Consider the following 17,281-nt stretch of genomic DNA (forward strand, 5'->3'; position numbering starts at 1 on the left):
GTCAGCGCCCCTCGGTGAGCACGTCCTCGAACAACGCCACCGCCAGTGGGCGCCACCGGGGGCGCAGCGCGTAGACGGCACTGAGCCGCAGCCTGGCGGCCGTTCGGTAAGCCTCCACCCGGGAGCGGGTGGCGGCATCGGGTGCCAGGGCGCCCAGGAACGCCTCCCTGGCCGCGGCTGCGCGCCACTCGGTGAGCAGGTCCTGACGGACCCGTAGTTCCAGGTGCGCCAGGACGTTGGCGACATCCAGGGCCGGTTCGCCCCACGCCGCGGTGTCCAGGTCCAACAAGGCGGGATGGTCCTGACCCTCCGCGATCAGCACCTGCTGGTCGTGCAGGTCCCGGTGCAGCAGTGCGACGGGCCTCGGATCACCGCGGTCGCCTTCGTCCTGGTGAACCAGGGGATCGAGCAACTGCTCGATCCGCTCCCGCTCGGTGGTCGGCAGGAGGCCCCAGGCCAGCACCGGGTCCAGCCATTTGTGGGTGGTGGCCACCTCCTCGGCGGCGTCGTGGCGCGCACGCAATTCCGGGGCCTGATCGGGCGTCACGCTGTGCAGGTGTTGCAGTGCTCGCCCGAGCATGTGCCAGGCCCCGGCCAGTTCGGGGTCGCCGACCTGACCGTCCCGACCCATTTCCAGCAGGCTCCGGCCCGTCAGCGGGCCCAGGCTCATCCAGTCCTCGCCGTGGTCCAGCAACGGCGCGGTGCGTACGGAGGAGCCCACCACCGAGGCCACGGACACGTGCCGCTGGATGGCGTCGACGGCCCGACGCCGGCGGGTCACCTTGGTGAAAGGTGCGTGCGGCCCCGCTCCGCGCAGCACTGCGCGCCGGCCCGGGCGGTGCACCACGACCCGCTCACCGGCGGCCAGCCGCTCGGCGAAACGGGGCAGTTTCGCGTCGCGGTGGAGCGGGTGCACGAGGACGCCGCCGACCACCTCGGCCGAGGGGATCTTCTCCGCCGCCTCATGTGCCTGGCGGGCATCGGACCACCACTCCGCGCCGCGCCGCCCGGCGGGTGTGTCCAGTTCCAGCAGGGCGTGGCCGGGGGAGCGTGGCCAGCCGCGCAGAACCGGCCAGGCCCCGACCAGAGCCGGTGGCCGCGCGCTCATCGCAGACTCCTGGCTCGCTCGGCCAGGACCGCTGCCAGCTCCACCCGCGCCCGGGTCGCGTGGAGCCAGTCCGGACTGCGCCACCGGAAGGGCTCAGCGGCTCGCTTGAGCACGGCACCGGACGCCAGCGCCAGCACGCTCGCCGGATCTGGGGTGGTGCCGCTGGATCGCTCGTAGCCGGTCACCAGTGCCGCGTGCTGGGTCAGCCCGGCCCGGATCGTCTCCTCGGGACCGCCCGGGCCCGGGTCGGCGCGGCAGGTCCGGGCCAGGTGCTCGCCGAGGAACTCACCCAGGTCGTATTCGCGCGGGGCCAGCACCACCGAGTCCAGGTCCAGGAGGCGAAGCGCGCCGTCCGGTTCGGCCAGTATCTGGTCGGCGGAGAAGTCACCGTGGCTGGTCACCAAGGTGTCCTCAGCGGTGGACCCGCGGTGGACGAGTTCACCTGCCCGGGCGATGATCCGGGCAGCGTGGCCTGCCGGTTCGCGCAATTCGGGTATGACGCGCCCCAAGTCGTCCAGACCGGTGCTGTCCACCCCCAGATCGCTCCGCCAGCGCCGGCCCGGGTGGTCCGGGTCGGGCCAGGCCACCTGGTGCAGCCGCGCCAGTAGCGCCCCGACCGCGGTCATGTCAGGCTCCCGCTGGCGGTCGAGGGTGACGCCCTCGCTCCAGGCGAACGTGAGGGTGCGCCGGTGTGGTCGCTCGGTGAGCAGGATCGGACCGGGAATGCCAAGTGTGGCCAACGTACGTGCGAGGACCGCTCCGCGTGCGCCCTGGTCGCCGTCGAACACCTTGGTCAGTTCCGGGCCGGACGAGCCGTCGCGCCGGCCCACCCAGCGCCTCGCCGGCTTGTACCGCACGGTGCGCGTGCCGGTACGGGACAGTTCCCGGTGCAGTCCGGGCAGGTGCCGGTCGGCACCGGCGTCGGCGACCGCCAAGAGGTGGTCGTCGTCCAGGTGGCACCAGATACGCCGGTCCTTCGCGCTGCGGGCGAGCTTGTCCAGTTTCGGACGCCCCGCGCGGGTCACCGCATGGGCCAGGGCGAGCCGGTCGCCGTCGTCGGTGCGTAGGTGCACCGCGGCCACCAGCGCCGTACCGGGCTTGTACCTGAGGTACTGGGTGTGCGCACTGTGCACCGCCGGGTTGCGCCGGCGCAGGAACTCGGCCAACCCGGCATCGTCCAGCAGCACCGCCAGGCCCGGCAGATCCGGGTCGGCGTCCAGCAGGCGGGCGTCGTCGGTACCGAGGGTTTCAGTGGGCATCCTGCCCTTGCCTTCCTGCTCCGGCCAGCGCGCGGGGGTCACCCGATGGGCCGGTTGCGGGGCGCTGGTCCGAGACCTGGTGGCCGTGGCGGGCCCGGATCTGCTCCGGGCTGCCCCGGTCGGTGATACGTCCGTTGCTGACCCACAGCACCAGGTCGCAGTCGGATACGTCCTCGGGATCGTGGGTGATGATGAACGTGGTGCGATCGCGGCTGAGTCGGCGCAACGCCTCGCGCACGCCGGCAGCAGTCCTGGGGTCAAGACCGGTGGTGGCCTCGTCCAGTACCACGATCGGAGCGTCGCGCAGCATCGCCCGGGCCACCGCGATCCGTTGCCGCTGGCCGCCGGAGAGAGTGCCGCCCCGCTCGCCCACCACGGTCTCGTACCCCTGCGGCAGGGCGGTGATGAACTCGTGGGCGCCGGCCGCGGTGGCGGCGGCGATGATCTCCTCACTGTCGGCGCCGGGGCGTCCGTAGCCGATGTTCTCGGCCACGCTGGTGGCGAACAGGACGCTGTCCTGCAGCACGATCGCGACGTTCTCCCGAACCGATTCCAGGGTCAGGTCACGCATGTCGTGCCCGTCCAGGCGTACCTCGCCGGCCACCGGGTCCTGCAACCTGGGCAGCAGTGAGACCAGGGTCGACTTCCCGCCGCCGGAGGGACCCAGCACCCCGATACGTTGGCCGGCCTGGACGGTCAGGTCCACGTCACGCAGCGCCAGCCGGCCGTCGCCGTAACTGGTGGACACGCCCTGCAGGCTGACGTAGCCGCGCAGGCGGTGCAGCGGCCGGGCCCAGGAGGAGTCGGTGATGTCGGGGGCCTCATCGAGCAGGTCGGAGATCCGCTCCCCCGAGGCAGCCGCCTTGGCGATCCGGCCGGTGTACTTGGCCAGGTCACGCATCGGCTTGAAGGAGGCCTTGAGGTAGGAGATGAACACGGTCAGTTCACCGGGGGTGAGCGTCCCCGCCAGTACCTGGCGGGCACCGAGGAACAGCACCAGCCCGGAGGCAAGACCCACCAGCACATCGGTGCCGCGCTCCAGCGCTGCCGACATCCGGGTGGCCTTGACCCCGTCCTTCATCGCGCGGGAGTTCGAGGCGGCGAACTGTCTGGACAGCAGGTCCTCCAGGCCGTAGGCCTGCACCACCTGCATCGCCCCGAGGGTCTCGTTGGCGGACCCGGCCAGGTCCCCTTCACGGCTGCGCTGTTTGCGGGCTGCGCCGGTGATGCGGGGACCCTGCTGGGAGGAGCCCAACGAGAACGCGATCAGCGCACCGATGGAGACCAGCGCCAACTGCCAATCCATCCACAGCATCACCCCGAGCATCGCGAACAGGGTCACGATGTTGCCCAGGAGTGGGAGGGCCGCGGTGACGGCCACGTCTCGGACGCGACCGACGTCGGAGATCAGCCGGTTCAGCATGTCACCGGACCGGTTCGAACGGTGGTAGGTCAGTGACAGCCGTTGCAGGTGGTCGTACAGGTGCCCGCGCACGCCGGTCATCGCCCGGTTCCCGGCCAGGGCGAAGCACACCGTGCGCAGGTATGCCGCACCGGCTCGCAGGGCCGCGACCGCCACCACCGCGAGCCCGGCCACGATCACCAGGGCCATCAGGTTGTCCTCACCGGCAGCGTCGGCGACCAGTTCCGGCGAGGCGGTCGCGATGATGGCGTCCAGGACGAACTTCAGCGGCCATGGTTCGGCGAGCCGGAAGGCGACCTCGGCGAACAGGGCGATCATGCCGATGATCACCAGACGCCGGTGCGGGCGCACGTGCGGGGCCACGTGCCTCAGGGTGCGGCGCAGCCCTGGTAGGGCCGCGCCCATCTGAGCGGCGGGGGTCTTGGCCTTACTGGGGTCGGGTCTACTCATGCGGCCGGCACACTCCTGTTCTCCAGCCCGGCCGGGAGGGCACGCAGGGTGTGCACCATGGTGTGCTCCCAACTGTGCTTCCTCTCGGCCTCGGCGCGCGCGGCGCGGCCCAGTCGGTGGCGCCGGTCCGGGTCCACCAACAACCCGGCCAGGGCGGTGCGAAGGGCTCGCACATCCGAGGGTGGGACCAGGAGTCCGGTGCGGCCGGCGTCGACCATGGTGGGCAGCTGGCCGACATCACTGGCGACCACCGGCAGACCGGCGGCGAGGTACTCCAGTACCTTCAGCGGGGAGAAGTAGTCCCCGGCGTCAGCGGGGTAGGGCGCGGTGCCGATGTCCATCCGAGCCAGCAGTTCCGGTACCCGGGCCGGAGCGACCGAGCCGGTGCGCTCGACGTGGCCGGCGATGCCCAGCCCGGCCACGCGGGTGTCGATCCGCTCGGCCAGTGGGCCATCCCCCACGATCAGCAACCGGGCGCCTCGCGGCAGGCCGGGCAGGTGGCCGGGGCGCAGCAGCGGGGCGACCGCGTCCAGGAGCATCTCCACCCCGTGCCAGGGTTTGAGGGTGCCGACGAATCCCACGGTGGGTACCGGAGGCACCGCCCGGTCCCCGGTGTCGCGGGGGCGTACCCGGTGGATGTCGGCGCCGTTGGGCACAACGACGGCGTGGGTGTGCGGGGCGCGGTCCCGCACCCAGGTGCGCACCGGATCGGAGACGCACACCGCCAGGTCGGCGGCATCCATCAGGCCTGCGAGGGCCCGCTCGGCGGCCTCCCGGTGCACCAGGCCGCGCTGCTGGTGGTGCTCGTCGATCAACGGGGCGTTGACCTCCACGATCACGGGAATGCCGACCGCACGCGCCCACCGGGCGCCCCCGGCGGAGAACAGGGAGTACCGCTCGTAGTAGGCGTCGAACCCACCGGCGCCCTCGAGCACCGCGGCGGTGGCGGTGTCGGCCTCGATCAGCCGGCGCTCGCGATCGGCGCCGGAGCGCCCGCCGGCGCCGAGGGGCAGCAGGTGCACGGGCAGGTCGGCCAGGTCCGCCGGGGCCGGGCCACCGGTCTTGGCGGCGAAGACCTCCACGTGGGCCCCGGCGCGGCGCAGCGTGCGCACCACGGCCTGGACGTGCACGGAGGCGCCCTTGGTGCCGAACACCCCGATCCCGGGGTCGGCGCACACGTAGGCGACGCGCCGGCCCGCGCACCGCCGGGTCAACTCGGCGAGCAACTCCGTCTGGGTGCTCATGCTCCCACCCCCACGCGAGCGGGACGGGGGGCCAGGCCGGCCAGCGTCCGGGCCTGGCGGCGCGAATCGAACGTGGTCTCGATCAAGGTCCGGGCCTGCGCGCGCACCCGGTCGGCAAGCTCGGTGTCGGTGCCCAGGCGCTCCAGCGCCCCGGCCAGCGCGGCCGGGTCGCGCTGGGGCACCAGCAGGCCGGTGCGTTCGTGGTCGATCACCTCGACCAGGCCGGTGACATCGGTGGTCACGCATGGGGTGCCCAGCGCCATCGCTTCCAGCACCACGGTGGGCAGCCCGTCGGTGTTGCCGTCCGAGCCCACCACGCATGGTGCGGCCAGCACGTCCCCACCGGCGACCACCTGGCGGACCTGTTCCTGGGGCAGGGGGCCACGCAGGTTCACCACGCCGTCCAGGCCCAGCGAGGTAATCCGCTCGGCCAGGGCAGCGCCGCGTTCACCACTGCCGACGATGTCGCATCGCACCGGCCGGCCGGCCGCGTGCAGCAGGTGGCATGCGTCGATGAGGTCCTCGAACCCCTTCTTCTCGATCAGACGTCCGACGGCGACGATCCGGATGGTCCCGGTGCCGTTGCGCCGGCGAGGTACCTCTTGGAAGGTCTGCAGGTCCAGGCCGTTGTAGACCAGGTGTACCTGGTCATCGGGAACGCCGAGACCGAGCAGATGGCCCACGTTGTACCTGGAGATCGTCACCACGTGGTGGGCGTCGGCGGCCTTCGCGCGCACGTCGTCGTTGTCCACGGCCGAGTGGAACAGGTCCTTGGCGTGGGCGGTGAAGGAGTAGGTGATCCCGGCCAACTGCGCGGCCAGGCGGGCCACGGTCGTGGCAACGGAGGCGAAGTGGGCGTGCAGGTGGGTGATACCACGCTGGTGGGCCTGCACCGCCACGTCCAGGGCCTGCGCGGCGTCCTCGGCCTCGGCGCCCAGCAGGAGTTCGGTGGTCTCGGGGGGCAGACCGCCCAACACCTCATCGGCCCGGCGCAGCCGCTGCCACAACTCCTCGGCGCGGCGGACCCGGGAGATGTAGCGGACCGGGGCCTGTACCCGGGACAGCGCGCCATGGAAGTGCTGGTCGGTCGGTGCACGCAGCGAGAAGATCTCCAGATCCGCCCCGGCGGCCTCGCGAGCCAGGATCTCGGTGACGATGAACGTCTCGGAGAAGCGGGGGTACATCTTCAGCACATACCCCACCCGCGGCCCGGGGGCGCAGGACCGGGCGTCGGCGTCGGTTCCGTTTGAGGCCGGCGCGCCGGGTCGGGTCATCGAGTCACGCACTGTGGGGCACCTCCGTGCGGTCGAGGAGCCGGGCAGCCAGGCCGGGGATCCGGCCCAGACCGCCGAGGTCGATCGGGTTGGCGGGGACGGGTGGACCGTTGAGGGTGTCGAACCAGGTGTTCAGCACGGCCGGGTCCAAGCGGTCGGGGTGGCACATCTCCAGGGCCCCGCGCTGGGAGAGCGCTTCGGCTCGCACCAGTTGCTCCTTCCGGGGGCGTACCCGGGGCACGACGAGCATCGATTTGCCGGCGGCGAGCACCTCGCACACGGTGTTGTAGCCGCTCATCGCCACCACCGCGCGCGCGGATCCGTACCAGTGCTCCAGGTCGTCCCGGAAGGTGTGCACCACCAGGTCATCGCGTTCGGCAGCGAGTTTGCGGACGGCGCGACGGTCGGCGTCGGGCAGGTTCGGCCCGGTGATGAGAACACCCTGGTGCCCGTTCGGGTAGGTGGCCTCGGCGAAGGTGCGGGCCAGGTGGCCACCATCGCTGCCACCTCCGAGGACGCCGAGCACGAAGGGTCGCGGATCCAGCGAGCGGGGCCGGCGTACCCGCTCCGGGCTCGGTACCCGGCCGGTAGCCAGGTAGCCGGTGGCCCGCACCGGGATGGGCAGGTCGAGGTCGGCCGAGGCGTCGTACACCTGTGGGTCGCCGTACAGCCACACTTCGTCGTAGAAGGCGCGCAGGGCGGTGTTGGCACGGTCCCGGCGCCATTCGTCGCGCGCCACCCGCGGCTCATCCAGCACGTCGCGCAGGCCGAGCACCACCTTGGTGCCGGCTCGCCGGGCGGCGATCAGGGCGCGTTCCATCTCCCCGTGGAACCCGCGAGGGTGCTTGTCCACGATCAGCAGGTCGGGCGCGAAGGAGGAGACGGCGGCGCGGAGCACCTCGGAGCGGATCCGGACCATGTCCTCCACACCCAGGCCCAGGGTGCGGGCCCGGTAGTGGCCCTCCTCGCACTTGGCCAGCGCCGGCATCGAGACGATGTCGATTCCCGGGATGTGCCGGTTTCCGGTGGCTTCAGGTGCCCCGGTGAGCAGCAGCACCTCGGCATCCAGGCTGTGCATGGCCCTGGCGATCGCCAGATTGCGCCGGACGTGTCCCAACCCCTGTGCGTCGTGTGAGTACAGGGCGATCCGGGGACGCTCGGATCCGGCGGTCGCGGGTGAGTGCAGGGCGCGCGCACCCCGGCGGCGATACAGGTTCATCGGATCCTTCGATCGTGGGTCGGTCAGTGCGAATGGGCACTACCTTCGCCAGCGATTCGGAGAACCAGATGAGCAGCCGATGAGAGGGCTCTCATCTGAGCAGTGGCGCGTGAGGCGATACCCGTCCCGATCGGGGTGCCAGAGGGAGGGCAGAGTGAGTCCGCCGCCGGAACGACGCCGCGGCAGAGGGGGGCGCCGCCGGCGGGCACCGCGGCGCTCGGGCTCAGCCCACCCGGGGAGCCCGCGTGGCCCACGCTGGGAGCACGCTGCGGAGTGTCAGCGGTGCTTGCGCCGGTACCGGTCGAATGCGACGAGGCTCACTCCGGCACCCAGGAGCCAAGCGTCCTTGGCGATGGCGATCCCGTCCGGAGTCGGGCGCAGGCTGCCCTCCTGGCGCAGACCGGGTGCGCGCAGGTACAGGCCCACCAGGCCGGCCGCGAACGCGGTCAACCCGGTGCCGGCCACGCGCGCCGGTACGCCCGGGATGAGCAGCGCGGCGCCGATCACGGTCTCGGCGATGGCCAGGGCCTTGTTGAACTCCTCCGCCGGCACATCGGCCAGGAACGGGTAGGCGGCGCTCGCGAAGCCGTGGGTCTGCGCCGCGGTCTCGGCGTCGGCGCCCAATTTCTCCATACCGGAGTTGATGATGAACGCACCGGTGGCGATCCGTAGCGGCCAGGTGGTCAGCGCTCGTGACTTCGACATGTGATCCTCCTGTTGGTCGCGGGAGCAGGGTCAGGCCGAGGGCGGTGCCACGTGTTGCTGGGCCGGCACCTCGTCCTGGCGCAGCACACCGACCGGGCAACTCATGCCGTTGGGCCCGTGGTTGCAGTACCCGCCCGGGTTCTTCTCCAGGTACTGCTGGTGGAAGGCCTCGGCGTAGTAGAACATCCCAGCCTGCGAGGCCGGACGCAACTCGGTGGTGATGTCGCCGAGCCCGTGCTCGCGCACCACGGTGTTGAAGGCCTCCCGGGAGGCGCGGACCAGCGCCTCGTCGGCCTCGTCGGTCCAGTAGATCGCCGAGCGGTACTGGGTGCCCACGTCATTGCCCTGACGGTGCCCCTGAGTGGGGTCGTGGTTCTCCCAGAAGGCTTTGAGGATCTCCTCCAGGCCGATCCGTTCGGGGTCGTAGACCACCTGGACGGCCTCGGTGTGGCCGGTCAGGCCGGTGCACACCTCCTCGTAGGTCGGGTAGGGGGTGTAACCGCCCTGGTAACCGGCTGCGGTGCTGATCACCCCGGGCAGGCGCCAGAAGATGCGTTCGGCGCCCCAGAAGCACCCCATCGCCAGGTACACCGAGCGCGCACCCTCCGGCCAGGGTCCGATCAGCGGGGAGCCGAGCACGTCGTGGTTGGTGGGGACCGGGTAGGCCGGCGCCGTCCGCCCGGGCAGGGCCTGCTCGGGCGTCACCATCTGGGTTGGCCGGCGGCTACCAAAGATCACGTACGACTCCTCACGCTGACGGAACCACCGAAACACGGCGGGTATATCTGCGCAACACCAGGATTGGTCGTAGTGTTCCCGATGCGGGGCCATGCGCTCAGTGTGTGCGGGCCGTACGCTGAGCCACAGACGAGAGGCTGGAGAGGCGATGGCGCGAGGAGCTGGGAAGCGGTTCATCGACCGCTTCACGTCCGATGGGGGTCGCGACGATGACGATCGGTCAGCGGCATCCCCGGCCTCCGCCGATCCGGCGTCGGATCCCGAAGCGGAGCCGGAGCAGATCTCAGCCAGGGCCCGGGCCGAGGCCGATGAGAACCTCACAGCGCCGGAGGGGACGCCCCAGAGGTTGGGGGATGCCGCGACTGCGCAGGCATCCTCGCGGGTGGTCTCGGCTTCGGCTTATGTGACGCCCGCGGTGCGCGGTGCGGCGGCCTGGGCGTGGCGCCTCGCCATCATCGCGATCGTCGGTGGGGCCCTGGTGTGGGCCCTGATGCAGTTGAGCCTGGTGGTCATCCCGGTGCTGGTGGCGGTGCTGCTGGCCGCGTTGATGATGCCGGTGGTGCGCTGGCTGAGCGGGCGCGGGGTGCCCCGGACGCTGGCCGTGGCGCTGACCATGCTCGTCAGTTTCGGTGCGGTCGGCACGTTGCTCACCCTGGCCGGGCGCGCGGTCGGCTCCGGTATCGCCGATCTGGCCGACCAGGCGGTCCAGGGGCTGTACGCCTTCGTCGACTGGCTCAGCGAGGGGCCACTGAACATCAGCCCGGACCAACTCGAGGAGTACCTCGATGAGGCGCTGGAGCAGGTTCAGGATAATGTCCAGGAGATCGTGACCGGAGCGATCAGCGTGACCACCACGGTGGGCCAGATATTCGCTGGGATGCTGATCGCCCTGTTCTGCCTGTTCTTCTTCCTGCGGGATGGGCGCACCATCTGGACCTGGGTGGTGGGACTCCTGCCGCAGGCGGGGCGCGCTCAGATCGACGGTGCGGCGTTGCGGGGCTGGCTGAGCCTGGGACAGTACTCCCGGATGCAGATCCTGGTGGCCTTCATCGACGGTGTCGGCATCGGTGTGGGGGCCTGGATTCTCGGGGTGCCGCTGGCCCTGCCGCTCGGAGTCCTGGTGTTCCTGGGTTCGTTCATCCCGATCGTTGGTGCCGTGTTGACCGGTGCGATCGCGGTGTTGGTGGCGCTTGTGGATGGCGGATTCTGGACCTCGGTGATCATGCTGGCGATCGTGCTGGGTGTGCAACAGATCGAAGGGAACGTGCTGCAGCCGTTCCTGATGGGACGCGCCTTGAAGTTGCACCCGGTGGCGGTGCTGCTCGCGGTGACCGCAGGTACCGTCCTGGGCGGGATCATCGGAGCACTGCTCGCCGTGCCGATCATCGCGGCCACCAATTCGGTGATGCTGTACCTGCACGGACATGACAACGCGCCCGCGGAGGACCAACGTGACCTGGAGCGGGCCACGCTGCAGATGCAGCGTGATTTCCGGCAGCGAGGAAAGGTCCGCACTTCTTGATCACGCTCGAGACGATCCGGGCCGCCGCCCGGGAATTGGAGGGGGTGGCCCAGCGCACCCCGATGGAGTACTCGCGGGCGTTGAGCCAGGTGGCGGGTGTTCCGGTGCACCTGAAGTGCGAGAACCTGCAGCGCGGTGGTTCGTTCAAGATCCGTGGTGCGTACACGCGGATGTCCCGGCTCAGCCCGGCGGAGAAGGCCGCCGGCGTGATCGCCGCATCCGCCGGCAACCACGCCCAGGGCGTGGCGCTGGCGGCGAGGATGCTGGGGATCTCGGCCACCGTGTACATGCCGGTCGACGCCGCACTTCCCAAGGTGGCGGCCACCGCCGGGTACGGGGCCGAGATCCGCCGGGCCGGCTCCAGCGTCGATGAGGCTCTCGTCGAGGCACGAGCGGAGGCCGAGCGCACCGGGAAGGTGGTGGTCCATCCCTTCGACCATCCCGACATCGTCACGGGACAGGCCTCGATCGCCCTGGAAATCGCCGAGCAGACGCCGGAGGTGGCCACCGTGCTCGTGCCCACCGGGGGCGGGGGGCTGCTGGCCGGGGTCGGCGCCGGACTGCGCACGGTCCTGGGGCGGCCGGTGGAGGTGGTCGGTGTGCAGGCGGAGGGCGCGGCTGCCTACCCGGCGTCGTTGAGCGCCGGGAGCCCGATACCGCTGGAGGCGATGCACACGATGGCTGATGGGATCGCGGTGGCCACTCCCGGGCAGGTGCCCCTGGAGATCGTGCAGGAATCGGTGGCCCGGGTGGAGACCGTGACCGAGGAGGAGATCTCCCGGGCCCTGCTGATGCTGACCGAACGGGCCAAGTTGGTGGTGGAGCCCTCCGGGGCCGCCGGTATCGCCGCGTTGATGCACCGTCCCGGGGCTTATGCCGGGCCGGTGGTGGCGATCCTGTCCGGGGGCAACATCGACCCGCTGGTGCTGATGCGGGTGCTGCGACACGGCATGGTGGCGGCCGGCCGGTACCTGCAGGTACAGGTCCGGGTGAAGGACACCCCCGGCAACCTCGCCCGGTTGCTGGCCCACCTTGCCGACCTGGACGCCAACGTCCTCAACGTCGGGCACGTGCGCACCGCGGCCGACCTGGCCGTCGACGAGGTGGACATCGCGGTCGAGTGCGAGACCAACGGTGCCGAGCACTGCGACTCAGTCCTGCGGGCACTGGCCGGAGAGGACCACTACCGGGTGCTGTGGGGTTCGATGGAGGCTCCCACCGCGTGAGCGGACGGGTCAGCGGTGACCACCCCGGAGAACTGGGGTGCCCGCCGAGCAGGTGCGGTGACCTGCCGGCGGGCACGGTGTCGTCGTCAGCCCTTGTAGGGCTTGGCGGCGGAGATCTTGACCTCGATGGTCGCTCCGTTGGGTGCCTGGTACTCCACCGAGTCACCGACCTGCTTGCCCGAGATCGCCGAGCCCAGCGGTGAGCCCGCCGAGTAGACATCCAGGTCGGTGTCGACGGCACCTTCGCGCGAACCGAGCAGGAACGTCATCTCGTCCCCACCCACGTCGGCGGTGACCACCATGCCCGGTTCCACCACGCCGTCGTCAGCTGGTGTCTCCCCGACGTGGGCGTTGCGCAGCAACTCCTCCAACTGGCGGATCCGCGCCTCCTGCTTGGCCTGCTCCTCCCGAGCAGCGTGGTAACCGCCGTTCTCCTTGAGGTCACCCTCATCGCGGGCGGCGTCGATCCGGTCGGCGATTTCGGCGCGTCCCTTACTCACCAGGTGGTCGTACTCGGCCTTGAGCCGGTCATAACTGTCCCGTGTGAGCCACGTGGTTTCGGACACGTTCCCTCCTCGGCATGAAATGGAGCATGAATAAATAGGGCCCGGTGCTGAACGCAGGGAACCTCTGGTCGTCCATGAGGTTCTGACTCACCCGGAGGCTCGATGCGGTCCGCTCCGGGCGGTGCAAGTGCCCCATTCTAGCAAGATCTGCGCGAATTCTCGCGAAGCAACGGTGCCGGAGGGGTCAATTCACCAATTCACATGAGCGCACGATGCCGGTTACCGGGGCCGCGCTGGTGGCCACGGGTACCCTGACCTGGTTCACCCGGTCCTGGAACGGGCCCAGGCGAGTATCGAGCAGGCCGACCTGGCCGAAGTTGGCGTCGAGGGCCTCGATCGTGCAGTCGGCCTGCTCACCCGGGGGCATGGTGATCTCGAACAGCACCTCTACCGAGGCCTGGTCGGGGGCCACGAAGAAGGAGATCTCCTGGGTGCTCACCGACGGGGCCAGTCGGTCGATGGCCACCCACAGGCCGAAAGCGCCCGCCAGCACCGCGACGCTCACGGCTAGGATCCACATGGTCCGCCGGCCGCGCCGAGCATCGCGCACCGGGCCGTACCGTTCGGCCAGCCTGCGGTCGGCCGGGGCCTGCGGCGCCGATGCACCCTGCACTGCTGTCATCCTTACACTGGTCGGTAGCACAGACCGGTATGCCTGTGCGCGACAGTCTCGCACTTCTCTCACCCCACACCTAGCCAGGAGGTTGGTCCGTGGTCAGCCAGGACCTGCGGCTGATGGCCGTACATGCTCATCCCGACGATGAGTCGAGCAAGGGGGCTGCCACCATGGCCCGCTACGCATCCGAAGGGGTGCAGGTGCTCGTGGTGACCTGCACCGGCGGGGAGCGTGGTTCCATCCTCAACCCCCGCCTGGAGAACGATGAGACCGTGCTCGCCGACCTCCCGGGCACGCGCCGCCGGGAGATGGCCGCCGCAGCGCAGGTCCTCGGCGTGGATCAGCACTGGCTCGGTTTCGTCGACTCGGGCCTGCCCGAGGGTGATCCGCTGCCGGACCTGCCGGAGGGCTCCTTCGCGCTCACCCCGGTGGAGGTGGCGACCGAGGCGCTGGTCGAGGTGGTGCGCCGGTTCCGCCCGCACGTGATGACCACCTACAACGAGAATGGTGGCTACCCCCATCCCGACCATGTGATGACCCACAAGATCTCGATGGCGGCTTATGAGGCGGCCGGCGACGGCGAGCAGTTCCCCGACGCCGGGGAGCCGTGGGAGGTCTCGAAGATCTACTACGACGTGGGCTTCCACAAGGAGCGGATCCTCACCGTGCACGAGGAACTGATCGAGCGGGGGATGGAATCGCCGTTCGGGGACTGGCTGAAGCGCTGGGAGGACCGGCCGAGCCGGGAGGTCACCACGCAGGTGCGCTGCGCGGACTTCTTCGGGCACCGAGACCGGGCGCTGTTGGCCCACGCCACCCAGATCGACCCCGACGGGTTCTTCTTCGCCGTCCCCCGCGACGTGGAGCGAGCGGCGTGGCCGACCGAGGAGTTCGAACTCGCCCACTCCCGGGTGCCCACAGACATTCCCGAGGACGACCTGTTCGCCGGGGTGCGGGCGTGAACGTGCGCTCGAGGGCCGCCGTGCTGATCCACGACGATAGCGGCGGCGTGCACCCGGTGGCCGATCAGCTGGCCCGGGGATCCGATCCGAATCTGGTGGCCCCGGGGATGGCGGCGTTCCTGGCCTTCCTCGCGCTGGCGATCGCGGTGATCGCGCTGGGATGGTCCCTGACGCGTCAGGTGCGCCGCTCGGAGTACCGCAACGCACAACGCCGCGCCGCGGCCGCGCAACAGCGCCCCGGGCCCGCCGGAGCCGGTGCAGCGAGCGTCGGTGACGTCGGCGCGGACAGCCCTGATCCTGGGGCCCGGCGCCCCGGAGGTGACGACGACGCATCACCAGGGGCGCCGGCGGCGTCCACGCCGGCCGACACCCCCGCCGACGGGGGATCGGAGGCGAGACCGTGACCAGCCCACTCGACGTCGCGGTGGTGCAACTGCAGGCGGATGAGGATGTGCAGGAGAATGCCCGCGCCGCCGCCGAGGCGATCCGGGATGCCGGCCGCGCGCAGTTGGTGGTCCTGCCCGAGTACACCAGCGGCTGGGCCAAGCACCTGCGCCCGGAGCTGGCCCAGCCCGCTCGGGGGCCATTCACCGAGGCCGTCCGGCGGGCGGCCAGGGAGTCCGGACGCACCGTGGTGCTGGGCACGATGGAGCCCGACGACGGCGAGTCGGCCCGCTGCGCAAACGTCGCGCTGGCCATCGGACCGGACGGGCAGGACCTGGGGCGCTACCGCAAGGTGCACCTGTTCGATGCTTACGGAATCCGGGAGTCCGACACCTTGACCCCGGGGCCGGCCGGCGCCGAGCACGCGCTGGTGCTCGACGTCGGTGCACTGCGCGTGGGTGTGGCCACCTGTTATGACATCCGGTTCCCCGAGACCTTCCGGGTGTTGGCCGACGCCGGTGCGAACGTGTTCGCCATCGGAGCCGCGTGGGCGGCCGGGGAGGGCAAGGCCGAACTACTCCTGACCCTGGCTCGTGCTCGGGCGATCGAGAACGGCAGTTACGTGCTGATCTCCTCCCAGCCCGGGCCCGGCCGGTCCGGGCACAGTGCCATCGTCGATCCGCGCGGGGTGGTGCTCTCCCAGGCAGGGAGCGATGAGGCACGCACCCTGCACGCCGCACTCGACCCGGAGGTGGTGCGCGCCACCCGGGCTCAGGTGCCGAGCCTTGGCCATCGCCGGTACCGGGTGGTGCCGGTGGACGGCGCCGGTGGCCGGGTCGGCTAGCCGCCTCAGCGGACCGTCGGTGCGCCGTCAGCAGGCCTTCTGCGGCGTCAGCGGGCCAGCAGCACCGCCGCCCCGACGGCCACGGCGTGACAGGTGTAGCCGACCACGGTGCCCACGTGGAAGATCTCGTGATAGCCGAAGTAGCGCGGGCTGGGATTGGGCCGCTTGAATCCGTAGGCCAGTGCGCCCAGGGTGTACCCGAGGCCACCGGCGATGATCAACCACACCACGGCCGCGTTGGAGGCGGACCAGAACGCGGGCATGAACCACACCGCCACCCAGCCCAGCGCCACGTAGACCGGCACGTAGAACCAGCGCGGTGCGTTCAGCCAGAACACCCGGGCACCGATCCCGGCGAGGGCACCTCCCCAGACCACCGCGAGCAGGACGGTGGCGGTGCGGACCGGGAGCAGCATCACGGCCAGCGGGGTGTCGGTGCCGGCGATGACCAGGAAGATGTTGGAGTGGTCCAGCCGGCGGAGGGTGGCGAACCGGCGCGGGGACCAGGTGCCCCGGTGGTAGATCGCGCTGGTGGTGAACAGCACCACGGTGGTCACCGCGAACACTGCCACCGCCGCGCGCGCACCCGGCGTCGGGGCCAGGACCAGCAGCACGATTCCGATCACCGCAGCCAGCGGTGCCATCACGGTATGGATCCACCCACGCAGCAGCGGCTTGGCGAGGGCCTGGGCAACGGTGTCGCCGGTGGAGGGGGCGGTCATGTGGCACGTCCGGGGAGTCTGGGGGCGGTGGTCCAGGCCGAGGGGCGCAGCCCCACTCGCCTTACCTACGCCATCGTAGGTTACGCAAACGTAGCCTTCAACGGCGATGCGAGCGAGTAGCGTATAGCCAGCGTGTGGTGCGCCCCGTGCCAGGTGGCCGCCTCCGCACGCACCCGCATCGCGTCCCGCCCGTACCGGTAACCGAGAGGAGAACCGCATCCGCATGCGACCTCCGGCCCTGCTGTACGGACTGTATGAGCGCAAACTCTCCCGGGATCTGCAGTCGGCCCAGGTGCCCAAGCACGTGGGGGTGATGCTGGACGGCAACCGTCGTTGGGCGCGGGCGGTCGGCCTGGACGCAGCCCACGGACATCGCGCCGGGGCTCAACGCATCCATGACCTGCTCACCTGGTGCGCCGAGGCCGGCGTGTCCGTGGTCACCATGTGGATGCTGTCCACCGACAACCTACGCCGGGAGGCCCAGGAGGTCTCGGACCTGTTGGAGATCATCGCCACCGCCGTGCAGGAGCTGGCCGACACCGGGCGCTGGCGGCTGCGCATGGTCGGGGAGCTCACCCTGCTGCCGCAGGAGATCGCGGCCCGGCTGGCCGCGAACGAGGCCGCCACGGCCGACGTGGACGGTATGCAGGTCAACATCGCCGTCGGGTACGGGGGGCGCCACGAGATCGCCAACGCGGTGCGCTCCCTGCTCAAGGAACACGTGGCCGCCGGGCACAGCCTGGAGGAGATCGTCGAGGAACTGACCGAGGCCCACATCGGTGAGCACCTGTACACCAAGGGTCAGCCGGATCCGGATCTGGTGATCCGTACCTCGGGGGAACAGCGCCTGGGCGGCTTCCTGCTCTGGCAGAGCGCGCACAGTGAGTTCTACTTCTGCGAGGCGTTCTGGCCGGACTTCCGCAGGGTGGACTTTCTGCGGGCGCTGCGGGCCTACTCCCGCCGGGAGCGCCGGCTGGGTCGCTGACCTGGTGAACACCGGATGACGTTTCGGCCCCCGG

Annotated in this window: 17 protein-coding genes; 6 read left to right on the forward strand and 11 right to left on the reverse strand. The window is 70.7% G+C overall.

Annotated elements, in window-relative coordinates:
• Nucleotide 1: 1 nt before the first annotated feature.
• The 8 genes from ACPL7H_RS16105 to msrA all read right to left on the reverse strand — a co-directional run bounded on the left by ACPL7H_RS16105 (nucleotide 2) and on the right by msrA (nucleotide 9,390).
• The gene (locus tag ACPL7H_RS16105; RefSeq protein ID WP_424797811.1) at nucleotides 2-1,108 is read right to left on the reverse strand and encodes a phosphotransferase; all 1,107 of its coding nucleotides are present in this window, start codon (nucleotides 1,106-1,108) and stop codon (nucleotides 2-4) included.
• Entirely contained in the window at nucleotides 1,105-2,367 is a 1,263-nt protein-coding gene (locus ACPL7H_RS16110; RefSeq protein WP_424797812.1) for a hypothetical protein, read from the reverse strand. The genes ACPL7H_RS16105 and ACPL7H_RS16110 overlap by 4 nt, the downstream gene beginning before the upstream one ends.
• Nucleotides 2,357-4,240 carry an ABC transporter ATP-binding protein gene (locus tag ACPL7H_RS16115; protein ID WP_424797813.1) on the reverse strand — a complete coding sequence of 628 codons (1,884 nt, stop codon included), beginning with the start codon at nucleotides 4,238-4,240 and terminating at the stop codon, nucleotides 2,357-2,359. Before ACPL7H_RS16115 ends, ACPL7H_RS16110 begins: the two co-directional genes overlap by 11 nt.
• Entirely contained in the window at nucleotides 4,237-5,484 is a 1,248-nt protein-coding gene (locus ACPL7H_RS16120; RefSeq protein WP_424797814.1) for a glycosyltransferase family 4 protein, read from the reverse strand. Before ACPL7H_RS16120 ends, ACPL7H_RS16115 begins: the two co-directional genes overlap by 4 nt.
• Complete coding sequence (locus ACPL7H_RS16125; RefSeq protein WP_424797815.1) at nucleotides 5,481-6,758, reverse strand: glycosyltransferase family 4 protein; 1,278 nt, start codon at nucleotides 6,756-6,758, stop codon at nucleotides 5,481-5,483. The genes ACPL7H_RS16120 and ACPL7H_RS16125 overlap by 4 nt, the downstream gene beginning before the upstream one ends.
• A gap of 4 nt (nucleotides 6,759-6,762) precedes the next feature.
• Nucleotides 6,763-7,977, reverse strand: coding sequence for a glycosyltransferase family protein (locus tag ACPL7H_RS16130; RefSeq protein WP_424797816.1), 1,215 nt, complete (start codon nucleotides 7,975-7,977; stop codon nucleotides 6,763-6,765).
• 276 nt (nucleotides 7,978-8,253) lie between these two features.
• Complete coding sequence (locus ACPL7H_RS16135) at nucleotides 8,254-8,682, reverse strand: DoxX family membrane protein (RefSeq protein WP_424797817.1); 429 nt, start codon at nucleotides 8,680-8,682, stop codon at nucleotides 8,254-8,256.
• Nucleotides 8,683-8,712: 30 nt separating this feature from the next.
• Nucleotides 8,713-9,390, reverse strand: a complete 678-nt coding sequence (gene msrA, locus ACPL7H_RS16140) for a peptide-methionine (S)-S-oxide reductase MsrA (RefSeq protein WP_424797869.1) — start codon at nucleotides 9,388-9,390, stop codon at nucleotides 8,713-8,715.
• Nucleotides 9,391-9,568: 178 nt separating this feature from the next.
• On the opposite strand from msrA, the gene ACPL7H_RS16145 reads away from it, so the two are divergent.
• Nucleotides 9,569-10,942 (forward strand): AI-2E family transporter, encoded by a 1,374-nt coding sequence (locus ACPL7H_RS16145; protein ID WP_424797818.1) that lies wholly within the window; start codon nucleotides 9,569-9,571, stop codon nucleotides 10,940-10,942.
• The gene (gene ilvA / locus ACPL7H_RS16150) at nucleotides 10,939-12,168 is read left to right on the forward strand and encodes a threonine ammonia-lyase (RefSeq protein ID WP_424788090.1); all 1,230 of its coding nucleotides are present in this window, start codon (nucleotides 10,939-10,941) and stop codon (nucleotides 12,166-12,168) included. The genes ACPL7H_RS16145 and ilvA overlap by 4 nt, the downstream gene beginning before the upstream one ends.
• Nucleotides 12,169-12,254: 86 nt before the next feature.
• Here ilvA and greA read toward each other — a convergent pair whose 3' ends face one another.
• Together greA and ACPL7H_RS16160 are read right to left on the reverse strand one after the other, a co-directional pair.
• Nucleotides 12,255-12,734, reverse strand: a complete 480-nt coding sequence (gene greA / locus ACPL7H_RS16155) for a transcription elongation factor GreA (RefSeq protein ID WP_424788091.1) — start codon at nucleotides 12,732-12,734, stop codon at nucleotides 12,255-12,257.
• 184 nt (nucleotides 12,735-12,918) lie between these two features.
• A complete protein-coding gene (locus tag ACPL7H_RS16160; protein WP_424797819.1) occupies nucleotides 12,919-13,347 on the reverse strand; it encodes a DUF4307 domain-containing protein in 429 nt (142 codons plus the stop codon).
• Between the two features lie 122 nt (nucleotides 13,348-13,469).
• Here ACPL7H_RS16160 and mca point away from each other — a divergent pair, with 122 nt between their 5' ends.
• From mca to ACPL7H_RS16175, 3 genes are read left to right on the forward strand one after another with little or no spacing between them, the layout of a single operon-like run.
• Nucleotides 13,470-14,312: a mycothiol conjugate amidase Mca gene (gene mca / locus ACPL7H_RS16165; protein WP_424797870.1), complete on the forward strand. Its 843-nt coding sequence runs from the start codon at nucleotides 13,470-13,472 to the stop codon at nucleotides 14,310-14,312.
• Nucleotides 14,309-14,716 (forward strand): hypothetical protein, encoded by a 408-nt coding sequence (locus ACPL7H_RS16170; protein WP_424797820.1) that lies wholly within the window; start codon nucleotides 14,309-14,311, stop codon nucleotides 14,714-14,716. Before mca ends, ACPL7H_RS16170 begins: the two co-directional genes overlap by 4 nt.
• Nucleotides 14,713-15,540, forward strand: coding sequence for a nitrilase-related carbon-nitrogen hydrolase (locus ACPL7H_RS16175; RefSeq protein WP_424797821.1), 828 nt, complete (start codon nucleotides 14,713-14,715; stop codon nucleotides 15,538-15,540). The genes ACPL7H_RS16170 and ACPL7H_RS16175 overlap by 4 nt, the downstream gene beginning before the upstream one ends.
• 47 nt (nucleotides 15,541-15,587) lie before the next feature.
• Here the strand turns inward: ACPL7H_RS16175 and trhA are convergent, their stop codons facing one another.
• Entirely contained in the window at nucleotides 15,588-16,262 is a 675-nt protein-coding gene (gene trhA, locus ACPL7H_RS16180) for a PAQR family membrane homeostasis protein TrhA (protein ID WP_424797822.1), read from the reverse strand.
• 223 nt (nucleotides 16,263-16,485) lie between these two features.
• Here trhA and ACPL7H_RS16185 point away from each other — a divergent pair, with 223 nt between their 5' ends.
• Nucleotides 16,486-17,247 carry an isoprenyl transferase gene (locus tag ACPL7H_RS16185; RefSeq protein ID WP_424788096.1) on the forward strand — a complete coding sequence of 254 codons (762 nt, stop codon included), beginning with the start codon at nucleotides 16,486-16,488 and terminating at the stop codon, nucleotides 17,245-17,247.
• Nucleotides 17,248-17,281: the final 34 nt, after the last annotated feature.

The sequence above is a fragment of the Pseudactinotalea sp. Z1732 genome (genome assembly GCF_049724975.1).
Lineage (GTDB): Bacteria > Actinomycetota > Actinomycetes > Actinomycetales > Beutenbergiaceae > CALKWS01.

Coding starts and splice junctions, on each gene's coding strand:
- ACPL7H_RS16120 (WP_424797814.1), bottom strand. CDS start 5,484: ATGAGCACCCAGACGGAGTTGCTCGCCGAGTTGACCCGGCGGTGCGCG.
- msrA (WP_424797869.1), bottom strand. CDS start 9,390: ATGGTGACGCCCGAGCAGGCCCTGCCCGGGCGGACGGCGCCGGCCTAC.
- ACPL7H_RS16105 (WP_424797811.1), bottom strand. CDS start 1,108: ATGAGCGCGCGGCCACCGGCTCTGGTCGGGGCCTGGCCGGTTCTGCGC.
- ACPL7H_RS16115 (WP_424797813.1), bottom strand. CDS start 4,240: ATGAGTAGACCCGACCCCAGTAAGGCCAAGACCCCCGCCGCTCAGATG.
- ACPL7H_RS16145 (WP_424797818.1), top strand. CDS start 9,569: ATGGCGCGAGGAGCTGGGAAGCGGTTCATCGACCGCTTCACGTCCGAT.
- trhA (WP_424797822.1), bottom strand. CDS start 16,262: ATGACCGCCCCCTCCACCGGCGACACCGTTGCCCAGGCCCTCGCCAAG.
- ACPL7H_RS16185 (WP_424788096.1), top strand. CDS start 16,486: ATGCGACCTCCGGCCCTGCTGTACGGACTGTATGAGCGCAAACTCTCC.
- ACPL7H_RS16110 (WP_424797812.1), bottom strand. CDS start 2,367: ATGCCCACTGAAACCCTCGGTACCGACGACGCCCGCCTGCTGGACGCC.
- mca (WP_424797870.1), top strand. CDS start 13,470: ATGGCCGTACATGCTCATCCCGACGATGAGTCGAGCAAGGGGGCTGCC.
- ACPL7H_RS16130 (WP_424797816.1), bottom strand. CDS start 7,977: ATGAACCTGTATCGCCGCCGGGGTGCGCGCGCCCTGCACTCACCCGCG.
- ACPL7H_RS16125 (WP_424797815.1), bottom strand. CDS start 6,758: ATGACCCGACCCGGCGCGCCGGCCTCAAACGGAACCGACGCCGACGCC.
- ACPL7H_RS16135 (WP_424797817.1), bottom strand. CDS start 8,682: ATGTCGAAGTCACGAGCGCTGACCACCTGGCCGCTACGGATCGCCACC.